This is a genomic window from Bacteroidota bacterium (assembly GCA_016194975.1).
Classification (GTDB): domain Bacteria; phylum Bacteroidota; class Bacteroidia; order Palsa-965; family Palsa-965.
Window position 1 is genome coordinate 15,987 of sequence record JACQAM010000002.1, and the last position, 24,429, is coordinate 40,415.

Sequence of the window (24,429 nt, forward strand, 5' to 3'; positions counted from 1 at the left end):
GATTTCAATTCAAATTTTCTTTTCTTGGAAACGATCGGGGGAAATAAGGGCTTTGCGAAAATGTATTGAATTGATTGCACTTGTTTAACGAATAGAGAAGGTGAATGTTTCAGTGTAAAAGTAACCTTTGGCCTCTATAACGTATTTTAACGTATGATTTTGAATAATGATTTTCTGCAACCGTTGAATGCTGAAATTTATTCGTTGCTTCTTTGCTTTCATTTTACTTCAATGAGTTTTATGACTTTGGAATATTCGCCGCTTTTGAAACGGATCAAATAAATTCCCGCATCAAGCGTGCTCAGATCAGTGGTGAAAGTGTGATCGCCAGCCGACTGAAAATTATCATCAGATAAAATTACGGCAACGCGTTTCCCGATCGCATCAAACAATTCTATTGAAACCTGTTCATCACCTGGAATTTCATAATGAATGGTGAGCGAATTTCCGAACGGATTGGGATAAACGCTGAAATCAAACTGGAAATTACCAGGTGGAGTTACCGGCGTTGAAGAACAGATCCAGCCAATTGAATCGAGTTCTGCTATCACGTGCGCGCGCCTGTTCGCCATGAATTTTTTAAGCGCTGGAATATCTCCGATCGGTGTGTGAATGGTCATCGTATCGATCGTTGCGTAGAATGCCTGTTCGGGAAACATCTGGTTCGAATCGGGTTCGGCAGCAAAATCAGGATAGATAATAGCTGCAAGACTATCGATCTCTGAATATGTTTTACTGGTTGTGTCCAACTCATCAAGATAATCGCAGATCGTGTTCAGGTAAGTTGTTTTATAATTAGAATCGGCGATCATTTTTATTGCAAGTGTATTCATAGCGCGAAGAATGCTCACATTCTCAGTTGAATCTTCCGACCAGAATGGGTAAAATCCGAAAGCTACACTTACATCCCAGGTACACCATTCGAATTTACCGGTGAGCGTGTCGTCGTACAGGTAATAATTGTGAGCGGCATTGAAGTACGCATCCAGATCTACAAAAAGATTTCTTGCGGCCCATTGTTCTATCAGCGGATCAGTGTCAAGATAATTTTCGAGCGAGTCATAGAATTCTGCAGTTGGAGTATTGTTGATCTTGTCGATGAGATTCACAAGGTCGCTCCAGTCATTGATGGTTGTGTTGGAATGCAACTCGTAATAAGGATAGTAAGTTGACGGCACGCTTCCCATCCAGGTGAGTGTTCCGCCCGGATCACCTTTAAAAAGATTTCCTCCCCAGGTGTTATAATGGGTTTGTATGAATTCTTTGTCCACTTGTTCTATGATTTTGTAAAGTCCCACGTATTGCCCGTTGTACGATACGCGTGCGTAAGTGCAACGCGGCGCAGGCAATCCTTTACGATTCATGAAATCAAGCAGGAGTTTTTCCCGCATCATGGTTGGATCAAGCGTGTTGTTGTTGAGATCGATCACCGTCAACCCTTCCAGTTTTTTTCCAATCACGTAATTATTGAAAGTTATTTTAATAGATTTTTTCCGGCCGGGATAACCGAAACTTGAATTTCCCTTCAGCTTTATTCCCACAGAATCAATGGGCGTTCCGTCAATGATAAAATTTCCCATCATATTTTTTGTACTGATATTGAAAGAATCGGCATGTTCTTTATAAAGCATCAGGGAATCCCAGAAAGAAGGTTGAGAAAAAGTGATATTAATATCGTGAATGTGAGAAGAATTGAAAAGCGTATCACCCGGATTCTGCGCAAGGAGAAAACGGGAAATAATTGTAATGAAAAAAAATAAAAACCGAAATTTGATTTTCATCCTGGTGGTTATAATTAATCGGAATACGTAATTTCTTCACTCATCTTCCACAATTTTTCCTGGTTGTCCCTGTCATAGGAGTAAGCGTTCGATTTGATTTGTTTGCCATTGAATTTCAGGAATATTCCGTTCGAATTATTGTAGTTGCCGCCGATGGTCATTGTACATAACATCTTTGCCGCTTTTTCGGGCGGCGAAGACATCATCCCGAAAATAAAATTAGCGAACGCCGACATTTCGCGGGTCAATTCCGATTTCATCAAACCGGGATGATAAACACTCGCGGTAACTCCACTGCCTTCGATTCTCCGCGCGAGGGCGTATGTGAAAAGTAAATTCATCATTTTTGTTGCGCCGAAAGTGCCCATGAAACCGGGATTCCATTTTTGTTTTCCGTGAATGTCATCGAAATTCACCTTCGTCGTCGAAGGAGCGGACACGGTGAGAACGCGCGAAGGTTTTCCGGCTTTCAAAAGATCAAGCAATTCATTCGTGAGTAGAAAAGTGCCGAGGTGATTTGTCGCGAACATGTATTCATGTCCGAGTGAATTTTGCTTTCGTTGCTTAATGAAAATGGCAGCGGTATTGATCAAACCATTCAATGAAGAATGTTTGCTTTTTATTTCGGCAACAGCTTTTCGGATCGAAGAAGGTTCACTCAGGTCGGCAACGAAATATTCTACATCGTTGTTTTTCGTTGCGCTGATAATTTCATTTTTGATCTTTAAAAGTTTATCCGCGTTTCTTGCAAGAAGAATAATGCGGCAATTATTTTTTGCAAGTTCGAGCGCAGTCGCTTTTCCAAGAGAACCTGTTGCGCCGGTAACGACAATTGTTTTTTTCATGAAAGGTGTAAATAGGTTGAGAAAGTTAGTGCATTCTGACAATTTTCCCCGGTAAAATCCAATGATGGGCTTATAGATTTTGCAGATAATTCATAAAGTCCTCTCCTTCCAAAATCCTATCTTTGCCATCCAATTTCTCACTATGTACACGATCAGATTCGGAACCGACGGATGGCGCGCCATCATTGCACAGGAATTCACGGTTGAAAATGTTGCGCGGCTAACAGAAGGAACAGCGCTGTGGATGAAAAAAAATTTCAAGGATCCTTCAGTGGTTGTTGGGCATGACTGCCGTTTCGGTGGCGAACTTTTCGCAGAAACTACCGCAAAAGTTTTTATTCATCACGGCGTGAAAGTTTTTCTCGCAAAGGATTTTGTGAGCACGCCCATGATCTCACTCGGTGCAAAAAATTACAACACTTCGATCGGCGTCATCATTACCGCTTCGCATAATCCGCCTTCGTATAACGGATACAAACTGAAAGCCGGTTATGGCGGGCCACTTTCGCCGGAAGACATTGCTGTGATAGAACCCATGATCCCTGAAAAATGTTCGGTCGATCTTAATTCTGTTCAATTAAGCAACTTGCCAACCGATCAACTGCAGTGGGTAAAGCTCGAGGAAGATTACATTGTTCATGTGAAAAAAAATTTCGATCTCGATGCGATCCGCAATTCAGGAATTCGTTTTGGTTATGATGCGATGTATGGCGCCGGGCAGAACGTGATCAAAAGGTTGTTTCCTAACACAACCATGCTTCATTGCGATTACAACCCATCTTTTAACGGGCAAGCGCCTGAGCCCATTCTCAGGAACCTGAAAGAATTTTCCGATCTCATCCGAACTTCAAAAAAAATAGATTGTGGTTTAGCGACCGATGGAGATGCTGACCGTATCGGCTTATTCGACAGCGACGGAAATTTTGTGGACTCGCATCACATCATTCTCCTGCTCATTCATTATCTGGTGAAATACAAAGGCATGAAAGGAAAAGTGTGCACTGCATTTTCCACGACAGTGAAAATTAAAAATATGTGCAAACATTACGGCCTTGAACTGGAAACAGTGAAGATCGGTTTCAAATACATTTGCGGAATTATGGTGAAGGAAGATGTATTGCTGGGAGGAGAAGAATCCGGAGGCATTGCGATCAAAGGCCACATTCCCGAGCGTGATGGAATATGGATGGGACTCGTGATCTGGGAATTCATGGCGAAGAGCGGGAAAAATCTGAAACAGCTGATTGAAGAAGTTTATGCGATTACCGGCCCATTCTCATTCGAGCGAGTGGATCTTCATCTTGATGAACGTGTGAAGCAAAAAGTGATTGCCGACTGCAAAGCCGGAAAATATTCTTCCTTTGGAAAATATAAAGTGGATCGCGTGGAAGATCTCGACGGATGGAAATTTTTTCTCAATCACGAATCGTGGGTGATGATACGCGCGAGCGGGACTGAGCCCGTGTTGCGCACATACGCAGAGGCGGCTACGCACGAGGAAGCTGTTGCAATACTGGAAGCGACGAAGAAAGTTTTGCTGGGGTGAGTTGTTATGCCTGTCCGGCCCTATGTTCTCAGGCGGTGCAGAATAAACGCGCAGAAAACTATTTAATGAATCGCTACAGTCATAATGATTAATACCAACTGGCGTTGCCGCTGAATGCTGCCGCCTCTTAGTACTTCCCTTCCAACAAATCCTTCATCACAGGCGCAATCAATTTTTCCCACACTGCATATTCTTTCGCCGAAGGATGAAGCCCATCGCCGGCGATCAGCGTATCATCACTTCCCATATTTTTTGAAACAGGAAAAATATCAACGAGTTTCAATTCTCTTTTTGCTGCTTCTTCCGAAATAATTTTATTGAATTCCGAAATTCCCGCAGAAATATCTCTTCCGCCCGAATATAATTTTCCAGTGGGTGTTACTCCGAAATCAGGAATGGTAATAAGCACAATATTATTTTTCTTAGCAAGTTTTTCCTGGAGATGATCGAGAATAAAAATAAGATGAGAATGAAAAGTTTCTTTACTCACTCCCTGCACCCAGTCGTTCACACCAATGAGCAGCGTCACCACATCTGCTTTGCTGTCATCGAAAACAGAAAGTTCATTGTCGATCAGGTCCTGCGTGGTCCAGCCCGTGCGCGAAGGATTTGCAACAAGATCCACTTTTATTTTATCCGATGAAATTTCATTCGCCATGATCAACGGCCACGACTCATCACGTGTAGCACCTTCGCAAATTGTGTAGGAATCGCCAAGCGCAACATATCGAACAGAAGAAGAATCAATAGTGTTCATGGAATTATTTTTCGGATCGCAACTCCAGCTCGTGAGCAGGATCGGGGCAAGTATCGGAAGGAAAAGAATTTGTTTCATGTGAAGATATACGAAATTTCAGATCGCGCGGATTCAATACTCAAGATTGAAAATTCAAAATTGTTTATAGCATTATTTGATCCTGAATCTTCAATTTTGAATTTTGAATAGCGCTTATCTTTACAAAATGAATTCCCTTCCCATCGAAGAAGTAGTTGCGGAGATAAAAGAAAAACTTTCTTCGGGCAATACTGTTATTCTTGAAGCACCACCCGGTGCAGGAAAAAGTACATGGCTTCCTTTGCAGTTGCTGAATGAAAATTGGCTTGATGGAAAAAAAATTCTCATGCTCGAACCGCGGCGGCTTGCTGCAAGAACTGTTGCAGCCCGGCTTGCTTCGCACCTTGGAGAAGAGAGCGGTGAAACGATCGGCTACCGGATTCGATTTGAAAAAAAGATCAGTGAGAAGACAAGAATTGAAATTCTTACCGAAGGAATTCTTACCCGCATGTTGCTCGATGATGCTTCACTTGAAAATGTGGGCCTCGTCATTTTCGATGAGTTTCATGAGAGAAGTATTCACGCCGACCTTGGCCTGGCGATTTGCCTCGAAGTGCAGAAAATTCTCCGGCCTGATCTCAGAATTCTTATCATGTCGGCTACCATCAGCGGAGAAAAAATAGCTGCTCTGCTTGATCATGCGCCGGTGATCACGAGCCAGGGACGCCGGCATCCGGTTGTGTTTAAGTACAACTCTTATGAGGAAAACATTCCACTTCCGGTTCAAACAGCGAAATTAGTGAGGCAGTCCTTCCGCGAGAACGATGGCGATGTTCTTGTTTTTCTTCCGGGGGCAGGGGAAATTCTCCGCACAATTGAAAATCTTGAAAAGGAAAACACCGGTGCGCTCATCGTTCCATTGTACGGCGATCTTTCTATTCAGAAGCAGCAGGAAGCGATAGAACCGGATAAAAATGACCGGAGAAAAATTGTTCTAGCGACTTCCATTGCGGAAACAAGTTTAACGATCGAAGGAATAAAAATTGTTGTTGATTCCGGTTTTGCGCGTGTGCCGCGATTCGATCCATCTTCGGGAATGACAAAACTGCAAACAGTTCGCGTAACGCGCGACAGTGCGGATCAGCGTGCGGGGCGCGCCGGACGACTCGGCCCCGGAATTTGTTACCGGTTGTGGAGTGAAGGATTCGACCATCATCTTATTCCGCATCGTGCGCCGGAGATCGAAGAAAGTGATCTTGCCTCCTTGTTGCTCGACGTGATGAGATGGGGAAATGAAAATATTTTTTCGCTCACGTGGATCACCGTACCCCCGCGAGGCGCGGTGGCGCAGGCAAAAGAATTACTGGAAGAAATCGGTGCGACCGAAAATGGAAAGATAACGGAGAAGGGAAAACAACTTGCAAAAATTCCCGCTCATCCCCGGATCGCCAATATGCTCTTGCATGCAAAAGAGATTCACGCGGAAAAATTTTCCTGCGATCTCGTTTCAATTCTTGAAGAACGCGATCCATTACCAGCAGGAAGTGGCGCAGATATTCATTTGAGGATAGAATCACTGGAGAAATGGAGAAAACGGGAAATGGTGAATGCAGACAAACGGCGTCTCGAACAGATCAACAGGGGATCAGAAAACTGGAAACGTATCATTGGATTAAAAAATAGTATTTCAGAAAAAAATAATTCTTCAGCCGGAGAATTGCTCGCGTGTGCGTACCCGGAACGCATTGCAAAAAAATGGAGGGGAAAAAATACCGTCTCGCTAATGGAAGGATTGCGGTTCTTCCCGAACACGATGCACTGCTAAATGAAGAATACATTTCCATTGCGCAACTTGATGCCGGCATGAAAGGAGAAGCAAAAATATTTCTCGCTGCGGCGCTTGACCCGGAAGTGATCGCACACCTCGCGCAGGAGAAGCGGGTAGTGGAGTGGGATGAAAAGAAAGGAGAGCTGGTCGCACATACGGAACTCCGCTTCGGGGAAATTATTCTTGAAAAAAAAATTCTGAAAACGATCCCTGAAGAAGAAAAAATAAAACTTGTCATTGACGCGGTGAAAAAAAGTGAAATGCAGTTGTTGAATATTTCAGAAGAATTTCTTGAATTTACATCGAGAGTGATCTGCCTGCGAAAATGGAATGCATCAAAAAACTGGCCGGATCTTTCTATGGAAAATCTTGTTTTGACCTCTGACGAATGGCTTGCTCCTTACCTGCAACATGTAAAAACAAAGAACGATCTTCTGAAAATAAATCTCCTGGAAATAATTTCAGCCAGATTCTCCTACGAAGAAAAACAATTGCTTGAAAAACTTGCGCCGCAGAAATTATCCGTACCAAGCGGATCGCACATAAAAATTAAATATCACGATGATGGAAGTGCGCCGGTGCTCGCGGTACGTTTGCAGGAAATTTTCGGAATGATAAAAACGCCGTCCATCAACAACGGAAAAATAAAATTGCTCATTCATCTCCTCTCGCCCGCGTACAGGCCCGTGCAGGTTACGCAGGATCTTGAAAGTTTCTGGAAGAATACATACTCCGAAGTGCGGAAAGATCTTCGCTCACGTTACCCGAAACATTCCTGGCCTGAAGATCCGCTAACGGCTGTTGCGGTTAGAGGAGTCAAAAGAAAATAACATCACCTGCAGTTTTTGGTCAATTGTCATTGTGGAAGTTTATCTTTTTTATAAATAGAAAAACTGCTCATAAGAAAAAGAAGCAGCGCGAAAACAGGAATTGATCTCGACATTTTATTTCAGGTTTAATGAGCGATCCATTGACATTTTACTTTTCCATTTTCAAAGATCATGCCCGGAGCAGGAATTTTAAGAAATCCAACAGCAACAAAAACAGTATGAAGAAAATGGGAATGAGTTCTGATCTTTGAGAGATCGATGTCGGGAGAAATATAAAATTGCTGGTAACGCTGGAAAGTGAGAAGATTTCCATTCGCAGAATAGTAAGGAGGATTGGTTCTTGCCCCCGTCATTCCGTTTGCTCCATAACCGAACGCAATATTCAGCCAGGAAGGAAACCTGTTTTCGCCGGGAATAAAAGAAGAAATATTTACCGACGCCCAATAGATCTGCCCGTTGTAATCTTTGAAGAGTTGTGAAGAAAAATTTTCGCCAAGCAATGAAGGGCGATATTGGGCATAACCACTTTTAGAAAAAGAAAATTTCGGAGTGATGAATTGTTTTTTTAAAAAAATATTTTGCCCTGCATATAAAAAATAGCCACCCGCATTCGCAGCCATGTCTCCCCATGAAAATCCCCATCCCGAAGAATAACCATCGAAAATTTCAAGTACACCCTGGTAAGTGAAACCCGTCAGTCCGCCAAGCAAAGTTGAATTCCTGAAATTCATTCCACTCCAGTAATAAAGATCGGTGCAGTAACGGCCGATCTCATACGAAGCAGTGATGTGTCCGCATTTATCCATTCCCATCCACTCGGCGTTGTCATTGAAGTAATGAAATTTTTCACGCGGATAATCTTTGTACCATACATTTTGCAAAGCAATGAGCGATCCGCCGCCGCCAGCGAGTTCGAAAGAAAAAATTCCGATCGCTCTTTTTTTATTGAAAGTTTTTGAAGGATTAAAAAATGTATCGATATGATTTTCCGGCCTGGCATAAACGTCTCCGCCACATCGTGGAAATTCCACGTCCTGCGCCCCAGCGAAAAAATTCAGAAATAAAACAGTGAAGAGCAATAATGCAATTCGGCTCATTTCATAAAGTTAAGGGAATGAAAGAATAGCTGAGTTAACAGGGCATTTTTATTCTCAAATTCTTCTTTTCTGCCTTTCTTATTTACGCAAAAAAATCCCCGATAAAATCAATTACCGGGGAGAGTGGGTCTTCGGTTGAAAAGATCAATGCATCACAGAAAGTTTTTTTGTGATCACTGATCCTCCTGCGATAATCTTCACAAAATAAATTCCCGGAGGAAGTGAAGATGTTTCCAGCTCTGTTTTGTGGTCTCCTGCGCCAAGAACTCCAGGTTCATTCGCACGCATCATGAGTTTTCCTGCATCGTCGAAAATATTTATTTCAACGGCGCTGTTTTCTGTCAATGAATAATTCACAGAAACATTTTCATTCGCCGGATTCGGATAAAGAGTCGCATTTTCATCTGGTAATATTGCATTCGAAATTCCACTTGCATTTGGTGTGTAATTTATATTTCCCGCGAGTAATCCTGCATTGTTAGTTTCATCGGTCTCCGTTATAGCACTGTTCGAATCAGTCCACACACCGAGACGATAAGTTCCCGCAGGAATTCCCGATGTCTGATTGATGTCAATGTTCCAGTTGGAAATCGTGATGAGTGAATTTCCCGAGAGTGAAGGAATATTCTGCGTACCAATGATCCAGTAATTTGTGGTGTTCGGATCGTAGAGATACATAGCTACATCAAAAGAACCGGCAGCATTCGCATCGTTGTTCAGAACATCAATGGTGATATTCGTGATGATCCCGTTTGCGCCGGGCGGATTGTAACTGTAATTGATGCCGGGTAAGAGATCCTGCGCAGATAGTTTCACGAGGCCGAGTCCAAGCGCGGCGATTACAAGTAAAATTTTTGTTTTCATTTTGTTTTGAGTTTAGTTCCGTAAGCAGATTTTACTAATCGCTCCGGGATGTTTCATCCGGCTTCACTTTTACTCTTGAAAAATGACCAGCAGGATTCCGGAGAACAAATGTTGAAACAATCGGGCCATTTGATTTTTGATGATACACCGGAATGTCCGGTTAAGCTTGAGAAATTGCAAATGAATATTCATTAATGAGAGGAGGGAATGGAATTTTTGTGTGACTTCACAGAGGAGTTATTGGCTATCGGGGTTTTGGAGTATTGAGGTAACGGGGTAATGTTTTAAATTCATTCATAACCCAAAACCCAAAATTCAAAACTCATAACCAATCCCTTATCTTTACGCATCATTTCTCTATGAAAAAAGAATCGCATTACACCCGGCAGGTCATTCTGCTCATCATCGTTGCAGGCCTGGGTTACTTCGTCGACATTTATGATCTGATCCTTTTTCTTTTCGTAAAAAAATCTTCGCTGAATGAACTTCATATTCCGGAAGATCAATACCCTGTTCTTCTGAATTTCCAGATGTTCGGAATGCTCCTTGGGGGAATTGTATGGGGTGTGCTTGGCGATAAAAAAGGACGACTTTCAACTTTATTTTTTACGATCTTCATTTATTCGCTTGCAAATATTGCGAATGGTTTTGTGCAGACACTTCATCAGTATGAAGGATTGCGTTTCATTGCAGGATTCGGACTTGCCGGCGAACTCGGTGTCGGAATCACATTGGTTTCAGAACTCATGTCGAAAGAAACACGTGGCTACGGGACATCGATTGTTGCAGGAATAGGAATTGCCGGTGCGGGGCTGGGTTATGTTATATCACAACATTTGGGATGGAGACAGGCTTACTGGGCAGGCGGAGTACTCGGGCTCGTGTTGCTGGTGATGCGGATGTCTGTAAGTGAAAGTTCCCTGTTTCACAAATCGAAAAAAGATAATGTGGCGATGGGGAATTTTTTCAGTTTATTCACGAATGGAAATCGAACGATGAAATATATTTATTGTATTCTCATTGGAATTCCTGTCTGGTTCGTGATCGGGATCGTGATCGCGGGCGCGGAAAAATTTGCGACAAATATTTTTCACGTTGAAGGGATCTTCGATGCAAATGGAAATCCTTTAAAGAATATACATGGAAATAAGATTGTTGATGAGATCGGCGCTAAGGCCGTGTTGTATCATTACATCGGTGCATCGGCCGGAAGTTTCCTATTGGGATTTCTCGGGCAATGGCTGAAGTCGAGAAAGAAAGCACTCATTATTTCGCTTACGATGCTCTCGATCTCGCTCGGCGCATTTTTCTATTCCTCCGGAATTTCACTGTCACTTTATTATTTCATCATTTTTATTCTCGGAATTGCACAAGGATACTGGGCGATCTTCATCACGGTTGCATCCGAACAATTCGGAACCAATCTTCGCGCAACAGTTTCTACAACTGCACCGAATTTTGTGCGCGGTGCATTACCGCTCATGGCATTCGGCTATGCGGCTCTCGGCACAGCGAAGGATGGAACGATGAAAGGTGCAATTATTGTTGGGGCAATTGTAATTGCCCTTGCATTTTTCGCGACGACACAATTGAAAGAAACCTATGGTAAGGAATTGGATTATTTAGAACCTGTCGAATGAAAACACTGGTGCTTGGTGCTTCCGAAAATCCGGAACGGTATAGTTTTCGTGCCGTGAATTCACTTTTGAATCACAACGAAGAAGTGGTAGCGTTGGGAATAAAAGAAGGAGAGATACGTGGTGTAAAAATTCTTACCGGTAAACCGGAAATAAAAAACATTGACACGGTAACGATTTATGTAGGACCGAAAAATTTACCGGAGTGGTATGATTATATTCTTTCATTGAAACCGAAACGGGTGATCTTCAATCCCGGCGCAGAGAACCCGGAGTTTGAAAAAATGTGCAGGGAAAATAATATTGAAGTAGTGGAAGCGTGTACGCTGGTGATGTTGAGTATCGGAATTTACTAGAGTACGAAATACGAAAAGTTTACTAAAAGTTACGTAATACGAAATCCCGAACGCGTTCGGGAAAAAGTCTATTGGGGAACACAGATTTCGTATTCATCTGCATGACGTAACTTTTAGTAAACTTTTTGTATTTCGTACTCACCCGATCTTCATAACAGATTCTGTTTCTTCGAATCCAAAAAATTATTCTTTCCAATACACATACTCCCACCTTGTCACCGCTTTTGTTTGTGGAACATGTGTGGGATGAAATTCGTCGTCAATCGCCTGAGCGTATTGCGTGCTTGTGAATGTGTGCGCGAGGCCGTTTTTAAAATAAAAATAAACGTCTGAACTTAACGTGTCTCCGTTGTCAGAAAAATAATATTCATTTTCTCTTTTGTCCTGGTTAATGTCGGCATGATAAAAACGTTTTCCGTTCTTCCAGCGTTCGAATGTAAGTTCCTTGTCGTTCCTGTCGTAATAGTAAACTGTTTTTGATCCCACCCAGTTTTTTTCCGGCTTATCCGGGTGATCCGAATTATTGGAAAGAAGTGTAACCACGTAACTGCTGTCAGTATCGTATTGGTAAGAGTATTCCTGGTAACCTTCCTGCCTTGTGGTCACGAAATGTTCATAAATTATTTTATGCTCGCTGTTGAATTTTTCCTCCACCGTGCAATAGTAATCCGGTTGGGTTGTGTTATAATACACCGGGTCTTTATGCCGGTCGTAACGGAAATGATCGTAACGCACAACTTTTCCGTGCTGATCGGTTACTTTTACCCTGTAATTCGGGTTGTTGTATTTCGTTTTATAAAAATAATTTTCGCCTGAGATCACTTCACCATTCGGCCCATAATGGTAATCGCTTAAGAGACGATGCATACTATCGATTGTCATTTTTTTTACTTCAGTTTGTCCGCTGTGAGAAGTTTCCCTGCTCGTCACGGTCATTGCGTTGTAAGAATAAGAGGTGAGCGAAAAAAGTTCGTTGTTGATGATCATTTTTTCTTCAGTGATGCGGTTGCGATCATCGTACTTTGTGATTACTTCCTTTGTGCGCACGGTCAATGAATCGCGGTAGATAAATGTATAAGAACGGTAATTATCGGAATAAAAATATTTTTCAGAATATTTTTCACTTCCATCTGCATGATAACAAATGACACTGTCTGTTAATCCCGGCTTGTTGTACCAGGTAACGGTAGAATCGAGTAACCCGGTTTTTGAAGTGGTGCAATCATAAATAGTTTTTATTTCAGTTTGTTTTCGGATCGCATGCATCCGCACATACGCGCTGTCCTGCGCCTGCGTGACCGCGGGAATGAAAAAAATAATAAACATGAAAAAATTCCGCATAAAGAAATGGATCCGAGAAGATGTGCGCTGGTTATACGATGCTTTTACCGGGCAATTTCCATACCCGGCTTCGTCATTCAGACCAACATAAAAATACGGAAGTCAATAATGCGGACAATCAACTACTTCTTTTGCTTTTTCCTTGAGCCGGGTAAAATTGTAACGTACTGTAAAAGTGTAATTGTCATTCTGCATCGACGGCTCTCCCGGCATGCACATGATGTAAACATATTTTGAAAAATACAAAGGCCTTCCCCGGTTGCACATTGCCGTAAATTCAAAATTCTTCCACGCTACTGAAAGCCCGCCGCAGAGTTGCGAATGAAAATGTGTCATAGGAAGCACATTCGATTTACTAAATGGATCAGTGTTTTCTGAAAAATAATCATCAAGAGAATCGTTGCTGGAATTCAAAGTATAATCGTGATGATAATTTCCATTCACAAAATAATTCAAACGGTAACCGGCAAATAAATGAAAACGTAATTGATTCACCTGAAAAACAAATCCTGCTGTGACCGGCATGCAGAGTTTCGTAAAATGTTCTTCGAAATTCTCTTCACGGTTCCAGGTTCCGGAATTATCCTGTCCGCTATTCGTAATCTGCTCGTGGTATCCTATCAGTTCATATTGAATTCCTGTTCCAAAACGCAAATGCTTTTTTATTGTAAATTCAGTTCCCACGCCTGCGAGCGGTCGCGTGAAGTAAGTTTTGTCTGAAGAATATTGTGATGAGGTATAAATTCTACCGGCTCGCGAAAGAAATTCAGTGGAGACTCCGACTTCCGGCCCGAAAGAAAATTCAACCTGCGCGAATGTAATTTTTGCCGAAAGAAAAATGAATTGCAGAATAAAAAGTGAACGGGCTATCATGGGGTTTTTATTTCAAGACGGAGAAATTGGAAATTGGTTGTCAGGGATGAAATGAAAAAAGCCGCCTGATTAGGTCGGTCTTTTTCATTTCTGGTGTCAGATCGGGCAGGTGCATTTGTCAGTCCGGGCCCGAGTCGAGGACTAATTATTCAGCATCACCGGCATCACCAGCATGAGCGTGTCTTCTTCTGCATTTGGTTTTACCGATGGAAGAAGAATTCCAGCACGATTCGGCGCCGACATTTCAATGAGCGCTTCTTCACTTCCGATATTCGTGAGCATCTCGGCAAGAAATTTTGAATTGAAACCGATCTCCATATCATCACCGGAATAAGAACAGGTCAAACGTTCAGCAGCTTCATTCGAGAAATCAAGATCCTCCGCGGAAATATTCAATTCGTTTCCCACTACTTTAAGTCGCACCTGGTGCGTGGTTTTATTCGCGAAGATCGCAACGCGGCGAATAGAACCAAGAAGAGAATTCGTATCGATAGTAAGTTTGTTCGGATTATTTTTCGGGATCACCGCTTCGTAGTTCGGATATTTTCCGTCGATGAGGCGACAGATCATCGTTGTCCCTACGGTTCCGTCAGGTGCAATTCCCCAGGTGAATCTTGCGTTCGTTGCATTGTATTCCACGCGGATAATTCCATCAACACCTACAAGAACATTCTTGAGAAGATTCAAAGGTTTTCTCGGAAGAATGAAAGAAGCGCTTCCGCTTGCTTTGATATCGGTGCGGCGATAACGCACGAGTTTGTGCGCATCAGTTGCAACGAAGGTCGTACTGTCGGGCGCGAATTGAACGAACACGCCCGACATAACGGGACGAAGTTCATCATTACCGGCAGCGAATAAAGTTTTTGCAATGGCGCGGCCAAGTACAGAAGCATCCATCTCTATCTTCGAACCTTTGTCAACCGTAGGCGCTTTCGGAAATTCATCACCGTTCTGGCCGGTGATCTTGTACTTTCCGTAATCGGAAGAAATTTCTATTGCAAATCTTTTTTTGTCGACAGAAAAAGTGAGCGGTTGTTCCGGAAAAGTTTTCAGCGTATCGATGAGCAGTTTTGCAGGCACCGCTACATTACCCGTGTCTTTCGATTCCACGGTAAGATGTGTGGTCATCGTAGTCTCAAGATCAGAGGCCGATATCGTAAGTGATCCTTTGTCTATCTCAAAAAGAAAATTGTCGAGAATAGGAAGTGTGTTGGTAGAATTCAGCACGCCGCTCAGTGTCTGGAGTTGCTTCAGAAGTGATGAACTGGAAACAATGAATTTCATAGGAAAATGGTTCTGAAAAAGTGAATCACAAAATTATCCCTTTTGAGGGCGAACACAGAATGAAAAAAACCGACTTTTTAACTTATTACTAACAATTTGGTGGGAAGATTACAGATATACAGATTGCTCACGCGCAAGATTGCTTCTCCCGAATGAATTCGGGATCGCAATGACCACGCCCAATCTGTATAGCTGTAATCTTCCCTTTACTTTTTCTTCGGAGTTCTTCCCAGCGCTGCGTCCATCTTTGCTTTCTCTTCATCCGCTTTTGCTTTCTGCGCAGCGAGCGAAAAATAATCGGGATCGATGAGTAATTTTCCGAACACGAAATAATTCAGTATCACAAAATCTTTTCCGTTGTTCACAATGCCGTACATGTGATCGGGATCGAAGGGCGGGGGAGCGGCCGCAGTAGTATCGTCCGGCATGAAGCCGTCATTTTTTTTCATGAACATCAGCACTTCATTCGGTTTTCCGCTGGCGTCGGTAACGGTGATGCGTTGTGCCCACGGGGAATGCATGATGGAATCCTTGTGTTCCGGTTTCAGTGTCGTTTCAAAATTCTCGAAATTTATTTTTCCGAAATAGGAAATGTATTGACGGACCGGAATAGTATCGAAATAAATTTTTTTCCCGTCGAGCGATGTTACATTATAACTTTTTCCGTCGGCGCCCTGGCTTACAATGAAAGAAGTTTCGGGATGGCCGGCATGTTCCACTTTTATAGAACGGATATCGGGAGCGTAGTATTGAAAAATAGTGCGGTCTCTCCATTCTGCTTCCTTCGTGAAATAATACGGCGAGAGATAACCTTCCCACCCTTTCACTTCTATCACGAAAGGTTCAGTGGAATTCAGAATATCATCGGGATCTGAAACATCGCAATTGAGCATATAGGTTCCGGTTTCGTCGGGAGTAGCGCCGCCTATGTAATATTGTTTTACAAGATCATCTCCCACGTAGATCGCGCATTTTGTTGCACCGGTTGCAAGTTGTTTGATGATGTTCTCTCTCGCTTTGAGTCCCACCGGTTCTTTCACCGAAAGATTATGAATGGTGCGGAGTAATTGTGTAATTGCATCCGGCCGCGCCACATATTTTCCGTCCACCATCCATTTTATTTTTCCGCCCGGCATAGTTTCTTTGGTGAGCGTCACCTGGTTCAGCGCTTTATCGGCGAGAAAAATTTTTGTGACATGGGCAGTATCTTCAAATGAAAAATCGCGGAGTTCTTTTTTCATCGAACTTCTGTCGCGTTGCATCACCATCCAGAAAGTGAAACTTCCGAGAATGATCACGACCACCAATGCGAATACATTGCGTTTCATAGGGAATGAAGAATAAATGAGAGGGGAGTTGTACTTTTCAAATATCGCGATAAAGTTCCATCGCAATCGGCCTTGCTTGCCAATGGAAGAATATTTGCATTAACTGGATGGATACGGTTCACGTGCGGTAAATGAAAGATCATTTTTTTCTTCTTATTCGGGCAATTGAAGTGCGGAACATTTTGTTTGCTGGTACTGAGAAATTATGAAGGAGCACAATGATCAGTGAGTAAATGATCGCAACTATGAACGCCACCCATAATTTCACAAAGAAGAAAAGTATGAGTCCGATTGCGAAACTCACAATGACCGTATCGATCACCCGATAATTTTTATCAAACACATATTTCTGTTTCCGCATCCATGCGCGATAAAGGCCAATGAGAATAATAATGAACACCGGCGCAAGCGTATTGATCAGTTGCCATTTCAACCGGTGATCTTTTATTTTTCCTCGATCGAGCAAACGAAGCGTTACTTCGCGAGAACGCAGCGCGAGCATTCCTTTGTCATCACACAGGTAATTCACGCAGTTGAGCAGGAAAGTTTTATTTGCATACAATACAGGGTTGTGATAATTCATCAGGTCATAACCGAGATCGGCGGTTTCTGTTCCTTTCACAGGATTCATTGCCACTTCTCCGTCACCAACAACAATGATCTTCGAATCTTTTATGCTGTGTTGTTTGTAACCGATGATCTTGCTGTTCTTGAAGGTGTCGGGCAAAAATTTATTTTTATAATAAGAATCAAAATTTCCTTCGAGCAGCACAGCAACCGACTGATCAGGTTTATCAAACATACGTTGATCGGGCGGCTGAAGAATTGCAAGTTTTATGCTGATGTGTGCGGGCGTACGCATGAAGCGCGACTTATCTGAACTCTTCAGCAGAATTGTTTTCTTCACATTCGTCGTGGTTCCAACCGTGTCAATCGTGGAAAGAAAATCGAATTTGATGCGATCAAGATTTCTTACAATGGGATGATCTTCGAGCGGAAGAATGGTAGGTGAATAAACCCACGGCACTTTGCGGTACTGTCCTCCTCTCATTGGTAAAACAAGATCGCTGCAATAGAGATCCTGCACCAGCGTTGTATTCATTCTCGCTCCATAACGGAATGTGAGATCTTCAAGTCCAAGTTTACGCGGCATCGCAAGTGTCTGGTAAGTCGCCGCAAGACTATCAATATCCGTGTACACCGGATCCACGAGAAAAAGCGCTTTTCCGCCGTACATAATAAACTGGTCGAGAATAAATAATTCCTGCGCGGTAAATACAGAATCGGGAGAATCAACAATGATGGCAGAATATTTATTCACGATCTGCGTTGCATCCTGCATCGTATCGCGGAATGCACCCAGGTTATTGTGAAACGGAACAAAATCGACATCATAATATTCGCGAAGCCCATTCACAAGATCGCGCAACTGGAGCGTATCGGCCTCGCCATGTCCCTGCGTGATCGCGATCTTCGGTTTCAATCGCATCTGTAATTTGCGAATCGCATTCGTGAATTCATATTCGAGCCCTTCCACCGCGTGATTGATTATTTCTTCATCGCTCTTTTCCATATTCGTTCCAAGCAATGGAATTTTCACTTCTTTCCCTTTATAACTCGCGATCGCCCATGGATAAAGTTTCATCACAGTCTCCGCACCTTTATCATCAACGAATGGTTCGGAATGCGGTTTCAACCCTTTTCCTTCAAGCTGTGTCTGGAAAGCGGTGCGCTGTGCGGGATTAGGATTTTCATTCGGATCTATGAATTCATAAGCGATGCGGTCTCCGCCATAAGCACGGAATTCATCGAGCATGATTCTCGCTTCATCACGCAGATGTTTGAAATCGCCTGCACCCTGCGGAAAATCGCCTTCAAGATAAACTTTGAAATAAACAATGTCATCGAGATCCTTCAGCATCTGCTTGGTCGTCGGCGCAAGCGTGTAGCGTTTTTCCTGTGTAAGATCGAAGCGCACAAAATAATATTGTGAGGCCACATTGAGCAGCACAATGATCACTAATCCCAGGAAGAGATTGATGATGTCCGATCTTTTATTTCTTTTTGTGCGCAATGAAATTATTATTTACCACTTTCTCGATTCGAGAATGGTTTTGGTAAGCGTTACGAAAAATCCGTTGAACGTAATAAAGTAGATCACATCTCTGGTGTCAATGACGCCGCGGGCAAGTGAATTGTAATGTTCATTGATTCCAATGGACTGTATGAACGTATCTGCTTTTCCGAAAAGTGAAAGCGAACTGATCTGTTCGAACCCGATGTAACAGAAAAAACAAAGGGCAAGAGCGAGAATAAAAGAGATGATCTGGTTGTCGGTGAGTGAAGATGCAAAAATTCCAATGGCCACAAAAGAAGAACCAAGCATCAGCAATCCGAAGTAGGAGCCCCATGTTCCGCCCGAATCTATATTTCCCTGCGGACTTCCGAGTTTGATCACGCTGTAATAATAAACGAGCGTAGGGAGAAGTGAAATTAGAACGAGAATGAATCCGGCAAAATATTTTGCGAGAATGATCTGGATGTCGGTGAGCGGGCGGGTGAGGAGCAATTCAATTGTGCCCGATCTTTTTTCTTCGGCAAAAGAACGCATGGTGATCGCGGGAATGAGAAAAAGAAAAACCCACGGTGCAATCGCAAAAAGAGTTTTCATATCGGCGCGGCCGTCATCGAGAATATTGCTTTCCCCGCGGATGATCCACATGAAAAGTGAAATGGCGAGAAGGAAAACAATAATGACTATGTACCCGATGAGGGAACTGAGAAAACTTCGGATCTCTTTTGCAAAAAGTGAATACATATTTTCCTTCGGGGACGTTCTGTTTCCGGTGAATCAACAGGCGGGTTCAAAAATAACGATTCATCCGGTAGAAAGATTTGATTTGCATAGAAGCTTTTAACATCCTTTTGCACAATGAAATTTAATAATTCAAAAATTCAAAGATTCAAAGATTTTAAAGGAGTGAGTCTTCTTTTCATTGAATCCTTGAATCTTTGAATTTAGAATAATGAAATGATAGTTTTTGGAGTAATTTCGCTCCTTAAAATCAGCAATGTTAGTTCTCAAATTCGGTGGAACATCAGTGGGCAGTCCTGAACGGATGAAAGCTCTTGTTCCGCTTATTGTCAATGAAAAACCGAAGATCGTGGTGCTTTCTGCCATGTCGGGAACAACGAATGCGTTGCTGGAGATCGCCAATTCTCTTTATGCAAAAGATAATGATGCGGCGAGAAAACAGATCGAATTGCTCGAAGCGAAATACCGCACCGTAGTAAAGGAACTTTATTCTTCCACCAAAGCGCAGCAGAAAGGAAATGAACTGGTGTCGGAACATTTTAATTTTCTCCGCAGTTTCACTATCGATCTTTTTACTTCCAATGAAGAGAAATCGATTCTTGCACAGGGAGAATTGCTAAGCACGGCGCTCGTGCAGTTTTATCTCGAAGAAAAAGGAATAAAATCTGTTCTGCTTGCGGCGTTGAATTTCATGCGCATCGATGAAAATGATGAACCCGATCTTGTTTACATCGAGAAAAATCTGCAGGAACAACTGGCAAAACACAAAGGCGTGAATCTTTTCATCACGCAGGGTTACATCTGCAGGAATGCATTCGGTGAAATTGATAATCTGAAAAGAGGCGGCAGCGATTACACCGGGACGCTCATTGGCGCAGCGATCCGTGCAGAGCAGGTTCAGATATGGACCGACATCGATGGTATGCATAACAATGATCCGCGCATCGTGGAAAAAACTTTTCCCATTCACGAATTAACTTTTGATGAAGCAGCAGAGCTCGCGTATTTCGGAGCGAAAATCCTTCATCCCACCTGCGTGTTGCCCGCGCAGAAGAGAAATGTTCCGGTTGCGTTGCTCAATACCATGCAGCCCGAATCGAAAGGAACAGTGATCGGAAATAATATTCTTGCCGAGCGCTTCACGGCGATCGCGGCGAAAGACGGGATCACGGCAGTCAAAATAAAATCGACACGTATGTTATTGGCGTATGGATTTCTCCGTTCTGTATTCGAAGTTTTTGAACGCTACAAAACGCCGATCGATATGATCACCACATCCGAAGTGGCGGTTTCCGTTACCATCGACAACGCTTCTCATCTCAATGACATTATTCCCGAATTGGAAAATTTCGGAAGCGTGGAAGTAGATAAAGATCAGACCATCGTTTGTATTGTTGGAACTTTCGGCAAAGACAAACAGGGATATGCTTCGAAAGTTTTCGACTCGCTGAAAAATATTCCCATTCGCATGATCTCCTATGGCGGAAGTGAAAATAATATTTCCATTCTCATTGATACACCCAGAAAAAAAGAAACGCTCCAGGCACTGAACAAAGGATTATTCAATCTTTGATAAACCTCGCTCCGTTGCGCCTTAGCGGTTACCATTCATGTTTTCCAACCAAAATATAGCTCTCTTTCAGCAACACGCTACTCCTTTCTACGCGTATGATCTTTCATTGCTCGATGATACGTTGAAATTTTGCAACAAATCCTCCTCGAAGCATGGCTTTCATGTTCATTATGCTCTGAAAGCAAATTCAAATCCGGAAATTCTTCAGCGTATTCAGAAAGCCGGACTCGGCGCCGACTGTGTGAGTGGCAATGAAGTGACACGCGCCGTGGAATGCGGATTTACTTCTTCTTCCATTGCTTTTGCCGGAGTTGGGAAGAGCGACGCTGAAATTAAAATTGGTTTGTCGAATGACATTTTCTGTTTCAATTGCGAATCGCTTCCTGAACTGGAAGTGATTGATCAGTTGGCGCGGGAGGCAGGCAGGCAGGCGCGCGTGGCGTTGCGCATAAACCCGAACGTACACGCGAACACGCATCATTACATCACGACGGGACTCGAAGAAAATAAATTCGGTATCAGTATTCATGAATTGCCGGGTGTGATTGACGCGATGAGTGTACTGAAAAATATTTCGCTTTGCGGGATTCATTTTCACATCGGATCGCAGATCACTGATCTGAATGTTTTCCGTTCGCTCTGTATGCGCGTGAATGAAATACAGGAATGGTTTGCTTCGAAGAGAATTTCACTGGCGCACGTGAATGTCGGCGGCGGACTCGGTGTGAATTATCATGAGCCGGAAAGAAATGCTATCCCTGATTTCGAATCTTTCTTCAGCATCTTCGCGAAATTTCTCGAAATACGGAGAGGACAGGAAGTTCATTTCGAGCTCGGCCGCGCACTCGTTGCGCAATGCGGAACGCTCGTATCGCGCGTGCTGTATGTGAAGAAAGGTGTGAATACGAATTTTGCAATTCTCGATGCAGGAATGACGGAACTAATTCGTCCGGCATTGTACCAGGCCTACCACAAAATTGAAAATCTCACGCCTTCGCCAGGCGCAACAGAAAATCGTTACGATGTTGTCGGGCCTGTTTGCGAAAGTTCCGATTGTTTTGCAAAAGCAATTGATCTTCCTGAAGTAAAGCGAGGAGACCTTATTGCTATTAGAACGACGGGAGCGTATGGAGAAGTAATGGCGAGCGGATATAATTTGAGAGAGCGGGAAGAGACGATGTATTATTGATTTTCAGTTGGAAGAGATGCAGTTTGAAAATTCTTTGTGACTTAGCGCCTTTGCAGTTAAATAAAATAATGGTTTAGGAACCGCCCTTCAATTCTTCAGGGCAGGCTGTGGCGCCAAGGCGCGAAGTTGAATCTCAAAAGAACAAGACCATCCTATTGATTTTTCAGTTTTCATTCGGGAATACGATAAGCATACATCACGCGCTGCGGTGTGTAACCGAGCAAGTCAACACTTCCATCATCGTAAACGCGGAATGTCCAATTCAGATAATAGGGTAAACCGCTTTTATCATGTGGGAAAAAATAAAAATAATCGACATCAGTGTACCCGGTGCCGGCGTGTGAGGTCATGTAACTTCTGGTAATGTTATCATATTCCCCGGGCATGGAAGGACTGAAGTATTCGCAACCGTATCGCGGATTCATTTTTTTTAGCAAGCTGTCGAAAGCCCTGTCGTTGAAATTAATATCGGAAGTAAATCCGCGCCTTATTCCGCCGTTATCATCGCCGTAACATTCATCAAAAACAGGTTTGAAATGCATTTCAGAAATAATTTTATCCAATTGTGGAGGCCATGATCCCGTGCCCGCACAGGAAGATGTATCGCCGGGCCTTTTCGGCGTCCAGGGATAATCAAGATAGACGTGAGTTCTTTTCAATAAAGAATCATAATGAACAAGACGAGCGGTATCAATTTCTGGCGGAATGAAATAATAAATGGAAACGAGTACAGAAAGTAATTTTTTTTGCGCCGAATCGGATGGATACAACTGTGAATTGAAATTACTATACCCGTCATTCAAATTCATCGTTTCCAGGATCTTTGCATCGGTCTTATAGATAGCTCTTACAGAATCCACATTCGCGCCCGTGCGCACCGGTGCTATGTGATTCGGCCCCACGGGTTCTCCATTCATAAAATCCTGTTCGTAAACAAGCTCTCCTGCTGAATTCCATTCCTTACATCTTCCGCTTCGTACATCATTTGTATAATTAAATTCTCTCCATACTTTTGCTTTTCCTCCGGTATCTTCCGGCACTGCATCCGGAAAATACCAGTAACATTTTCCATCGCGTTGATAATTCTTATAACTGATCTCGCAACGCAGTGTTCCGTCCTCGCGGAAATATTTACAATTTCCATTCAGGCCTCCGTTCAAATAATTTTCTTCCACCCGGAGTTTTCCATTTGAATAATAATATTTACAAATTCCGCTCTTCGTATATTTCAAATAATTTTCTTCCTTTTCAAGAATACCTGATTCATAATAAGTGGTCCATTTACCAATGAATCTTCCATACTTATCCGTTTGAGTTTCCTCTCTCAGTTTTCCGTTTTCCCAGTAGTCCCGATCTGTTTGTGTGAAGTCATTTCCATTGGTCCGAATAGTTTCGGTTTTTAAATTTCCATTATCCCACCACGTCGCCTGGCGTCCGGCATAACGACCGCTGTCGGAATAATTATAAGAAGCAGCCGGCTTTCCATTTTCAAACCATTCTTCATCTTTGCCAATGGGGAATCCATTTTTGTAAAAAGCTTTTTTCTTCGGGCTTCCGTCTGGCCAGTATTCAAAGTAATCTCCGTTTAGTTTCCAGTTGGAATAAGCAGCAACGGTTTTCGGCTGGCCATTTTCATACCACTCTTTAAAATTTGCGGAGGGCTGATCATTGCAATAATCGATGTCTGCTTTCAATTGTCCGTTCTCATACCATTCACGCCATCTTCCGTTTCTGAATCCATAAGGAGAAGAATAATTCTCATCGCTTTTCAATTTGCCGGAGGCGTACCATCTTTTCCATTCACCGCTTTTATAGTTATTGTGATATTGACCTTGTGCGGTTAAAACTTTTCCTCCATATTCGTAATAAGGCCCATCCTGCACAGGAATGCTGTAAAATCCGTCGGCAGTTAAGCGCGAATCTTTTTTGTAGTTGCGGTAATTTCCCCAGTAGTTAAGCGAGTCGCCTTCTTCCGGATAAAAATAATTGGTAATTGAACTTATCTCTCCATCAAAGTTGTAAGCATATACACGAAGAAATTTTCCGCCGTGAGAGTAATAATAAATTTCGCGTGCTTCAAAACGTCCGGACTGGTAATTGAATCTTTTTGTTTCAGCGAAAATGGAATCTTCCTTCACGCGATGAAAATATCCTATCGTATCGCCATGCTGATTGAAGGAAACGTAATATTCCAATGCTCCGTCTTTGAATTCGCCATGCTGATAAGTGCGCGAATAATCGGGTTGCACGTAAGCCACTGCCATATAATAAGTGTGACAAACGCCGGTGTACGGCCTTTTAATTATTTCATTGTGATTGTAATAAGACGTTTGAATTTCGCCGATGTAGAAAAAATCCGGAATAGGAGTGAGGGAAATACAACTGCAACTGTCGCGCTGAGCGCGCGCATCATGCAATGCGAATGTAAAAGCAATGGAAAGTATAAAACAGATTTTTTTCATCGGAG

General features: G+C 42.8%; 17 protein-coding genes and 1 pseudogene. 6 read left to right on the plus strand and 12 right to left on the minus strand.

Annotation, left to right across the window (positions count from 1 at the left end; all coding sequences use genetic code 11):
* Positions 1–218: 218 nt before the first annotated feature.
* Both HY064_00595 and HY064_00600 read right to left on the minus strand, forming a co-directional pair.
* Positions 219–1,781, minus strand: coding sequence for a CotH kinase family protein (locus HY064_00595; GenBank protein MBI3509132.1), 1,563 nt, complete (start codon positions 1,779–1,781; stop codon positions 219–221).
* Between the two features lie 14 nt (positions 1,782–1,795).
* The gene (locus tag HY064_00600) at positions 1,796–2,626 is read right to left on the minus strand and encodes an SDR family NAD(P)-dependent oxidoreductase (protein ID MBI3509133.1); all 831 of its coding nucleotides are present in this window, start codon (positions 2,624–2,626) and stop codon (positions 1,796–1,798) included.
* A gap of 142 nt (positions 2,627–2,768) precedes the next feature.
* Here HY064_00600 and HY064_00605 point away from each other — a divergent pair, with 142 nt between their 5' ends.
* A complete protein-coding gene (locus HY064_00605; GenBank protein ID MBI3509134.1) occupies positions 2,769–4,172 on the plus strand; it encodes a phosphoglucomutase/phosphomannomutase family protein in 1,404 nt (467 codons plus the stop codon).
* A 127-nt stretch (positions 4,173–4,299) separates the two neighbouring features.
* On the opposite strand, the gene HY064_00610 is transcribed toward HY064_00605, so the two are convergent.
* The gene (locus HY064_00610; GenBank protein MBI3509135.1) at positions 4,300–5,007 is read right to left on the minus strand and encodes an SGNH/GDSL hydrolase family protein; all 708 of its coding nucleotides are present in this window, start codon (positions 5,005–5,007) and stop codon (positions 4,300–4,302) included.
* 127 nt (positions 5,008–5,134) lie between these two features.
* Here HY064_00610 and hrpB point away from each other — a divergent pair.
* A pseudogene (hrpB, locus tag HY064_00615) lies at positions 5,135–7,605 on the plus strand (ATP-dependent helicase HrpB).
* A gap of 125 nt (positions 7,606–7,730) precedes the next feature.
* Here the strand turns inward: hrpB and HY064_00620 are convergent.
* Together HY064_00620 and HY064_00625 are read right to left on the minus strand one after the other, a co-directional pair.
* The gene (locus tag HY064_00620) at positions 7,731–8,702 is read right to left on the minus strand and encodes a DUF2279 domain-containing protein (protein ID MBI3509136.1); all 972 of its coding nucleotides are present in this window, start codon (positions 8,700–8,702) and stop codon (positions 7,731–7,733) included.
* Between the two features lie 144 nt (positions 8,703–8,846).
* Complete coding sequence (locus HY064_00625) at positions 8,847–9,566, minus strand: T9SS type A sorting domain-containing protein (GenBank protein MBI3509137.1); 720 nt, start codon at positions 9,564–9,566, stop codon at positions 8,847–8,849.
* A gap of 359 nt (positions 9,567–9,925) precedes the next feature.
* Here HY064_00625 and HY064_00630 point away from each other — a divergent pair, with 359 nt between their 5' ends.
* Both HY064_00630 and HY064_00635 read left to right on the plus strand, forming a co-directional pair.
* Entirely contained in the window at positions 9,926–11,206 is a 1,281-nt protein-coding gene (locus HY064_00630; GenBank protein MBI3509138.1) for an MFS transporter, read from the plus strand.
* Positions 11,203–11,559: a CoA-binding protein gene (locus HY064_00635; protein MBI3509139.1), complete on the plus strand. Its 357-nt coding sequence runs from the start codon at positions 11,203–11,205 to the stop codon at positions 11,557–11,559. Before HY064_00630 ends, HY064_00635 begins: the two co-directional genes overlap by 4 nt.
* Before the next feature lie 183 nt (positions 11,560–11,742).
* Here the strand turns inward: HY064_00635 and HY064_00640 are convergent, their stop codons facing one another.
* From HY064_00640 to gldF, 6 genes are all read right to left on the minus strand, one after another.
* Positions 11,743–12,885 (minus strand): hypothetical protein, encoded by a 1,143-nt coding sequence (locus HY064_00640; protein MBI3509140.1) that lies wholly within the window; start codon positions 12,883–12,885, stop codon positions 11,743–11,745.
* Positions 12,886–13,002: 117 nt separating this feature from the next.
* A complete protein-coding gene (locus HY064_00645; protein ID MBI3509141.1) occupies positions 13,003–13,773 on the minus strand; it encodes a PorT family protein in 771 nt (256 codons plus the stop codon).
* A 141-nt stretch (positions 13,774–13,914) separates the two neighbouring features.
* Positions 13,915–15,057 (minus strand): DNA polymerase III subunit beta, encoded by a 1,143-nt coding sequence (gene dnaN, locus HY064_00650; GenBank protein MBI3509142.1) that lies wholly within the window; start codon positions 15,055–15,057, stop codon positions 13,915–13,917.
* Positions 15,058–15,263: 206 nt separating this feature from the next.
* Positions 15,264–16,385 carry a DUF4340 domain-containing protein gene (locus tag HY064_00655; protein ID MBI3509143.1) on the minus strand — a complete coding sequence of 374 codons (1,122 nt, stop codon included), beginning with the start codon at positions 16,383–16,385 and terminating at the stop codon, positions 15,264–15,266.
* Between the two features lie 139 nt (positions 16,386–16,524).
* The gene (gldG, locus tag HY064_00660) at positions 16,525–18,459 is read right to left on the minus strand and encodes a gliding motility-associated ABC transporter substrate-binding protein GldG (protein ID MBI3509144.1); all 1,935 of its coding nucleotides are present in this window, start codon (positions 18,457–18,459) and stop codon (positions 16,525–16,527) included.
* A gap of 12 nt (positions 18,460–18,471) precedes the next feature.
* Positions 18,472–19,203, minus strand: a complete 732-nt coding sequence (gene gldF, locus HY064_00665; GenBank protein MBI3509145.1) for a gliding motility-associated ABC transporter permease subunit GldF — start codon at positions 19,201–19,203, stop codon at positions 18,472–18,474.
* 253 nt (positions 19,204–19,456) lie between these two features.
* Between gldF and HY064_00670 the strand changes: the two genes are divergently transcribed.
* Together HY064_00670 and lysA are read left to right on the plus strand one after the other, a co-directional pair.
* Positions 19,457–20,773 (plus strand): aspartate kinase, encoded by a 1,317-nt coding sequence (locus tag HY064_00670; GenBank protein MBI3509146.1) that lies wholly within the window; start codon positions 19,457–19,459, stop codon positions 20,771–20,773.
* A 37-nt stretch (positions 20,774–20,810) separates the two neighbouring features.
* The gene (gene lysA / locus HY064_00675) at positions 20,811–21,962 is read left to right on the plus strand and encodes a diaminopimelate decarboxylase (protein ID MBI3509147.1); all 1,152 of its coding nucleotides are present in this window, start codon (positions 20,811–20,813) and stop codon (positions 21,960–21,962) included.
* A 170-nt stretch (positions 21,963–22,132) separates the two neighbouring features.
* On the opposite strand, the gene HY064_00680 is transcribed toward lysA, so the two are convergent.
* Positions 22,133–24,424 (minus strand): toxin-antitoxin system YwqK family antitoxin, encoded by a 2,292-nt coding sequence (locus HY064_00680; GenBank protein MBI3509148.1) that lies wholly within the window; start codon positions 24,422–24,424, stop codon positions 22,133–22,135.
* Positions 24,425–24,429: the final 5 nt, after the last annotated feature.

Excerpts from the sequence above, each read along its gene's own strand:
- dnaN (MBI3509142.1), bottom strand. The coding sequence starts at position 15,057 with ATGAAATTCATTGTTTCCAGTTCATCACTTCTGAAGCAACTCCAGACA.
- HY064_00645 (MBI3509141.1), bottom strand. The coding sequence starts at position 13,773 with ATGATAGCCCGTTCACTTTTTATTCTGCAATTCATTTTTCTTTCGGCA.
- HY064_00610 (MBI3509135.1), bottom strand. The coding sequence starts at position 5,007 with ATGAAACAAATTCTTTTCCTTCCGATACTTGCCCCGATCCTGCTCACG.
- HY064_00595 (MBI3509132.1), bottom strand. The coding sequence starts at position 1,781 with ATGAAAATCAAATTTCGGTTTTTATTTTTTTTCATTACAATTATTTCC.
- HY064_00655 (MBI3509143.1), bottom strand. The coding sequence starts at position 16,385 with ATGAAACGCAATGTATTCGCATTGGTGGTCGTGATCATTCTCGGAAGT.
- HY064_00635 (MBI3509139.1), top strand. The coding sequence starts at position 11,203 with ATGAAAACACTGGTGCTTGGTGCTTCCGAAAATCCGGAACGGTATAGT.
- HY064_00640 (MBI3509140.1), bottom strand. The coding sequence starts at position 12,885 with ATGTTTATTATTTTTTTCATTCCCGCGGTCACGCAGGCGCAGGACAGC.
- HY064_00680 (MBI3509148.1), bottom strand. The coding sequence starts at position 24,424 with ATGAAAAAAATCTGTTTTATACTTTCCATTGCTTTTACATTCGCATTG.
- HY064_00600 (MBI3509133.1), bottom strand. The coding sequence starts at position 2,626 with ATGAAAAAAACAATTGTCGTTACCGGCGCAACAGGTTCTCTTGGAAAA.
- HY064_00625 (MBI3509137.1), bottom strand. The coding sequence starts at position 9,566 with ATGAAAACAAAAATTTTACTTGTAATCGCCGCGCTTGGACTCGGCCTC.
- gldF (MBI3509145.1), bottom strand. The coding sequence starts at position 19,203 with ATGTATTCACTTTTTGCAAAAGAGATCCGAAGTTTTCTCAGTTCCCTC.
- lysA (MBI3509147.1), top strand. The coding sequence starts at position 20,811 with ATGTTTTCCAACCAAAATATAGCTCTCTTTCAGCAACACGCTACTCCT.
- HY064_00605 (MBI3509134.1), top strand. The coding sequence starts at position 2,769 with ATGTACACGATCAGATTCGGAACCGACGGATGGCGCGCCATCATTGCA.
- HY064_00630 (MBI3509138.1), top strand. The coding sequence starts at position 9,926 with ATGAAAAAAGAATCGCATTACACCCGGCAGGTCATTCTGCTCATCATC.
- HY064_00670 (MBI3509146.1), top strand. The coding sequence starts at position 19,457 with ATGTTAGTTCTCAAATTCGGTGGAACATCAGTGGGCAGTCCTGAACGG.
- HY064_00620 (MBI3509136.1), bottom strand. The coding sequence starts at position 8,702 with ATGAGCCGAATTGCATTATTGCTCTTCACTGTTTTATTTCTGAATTTT.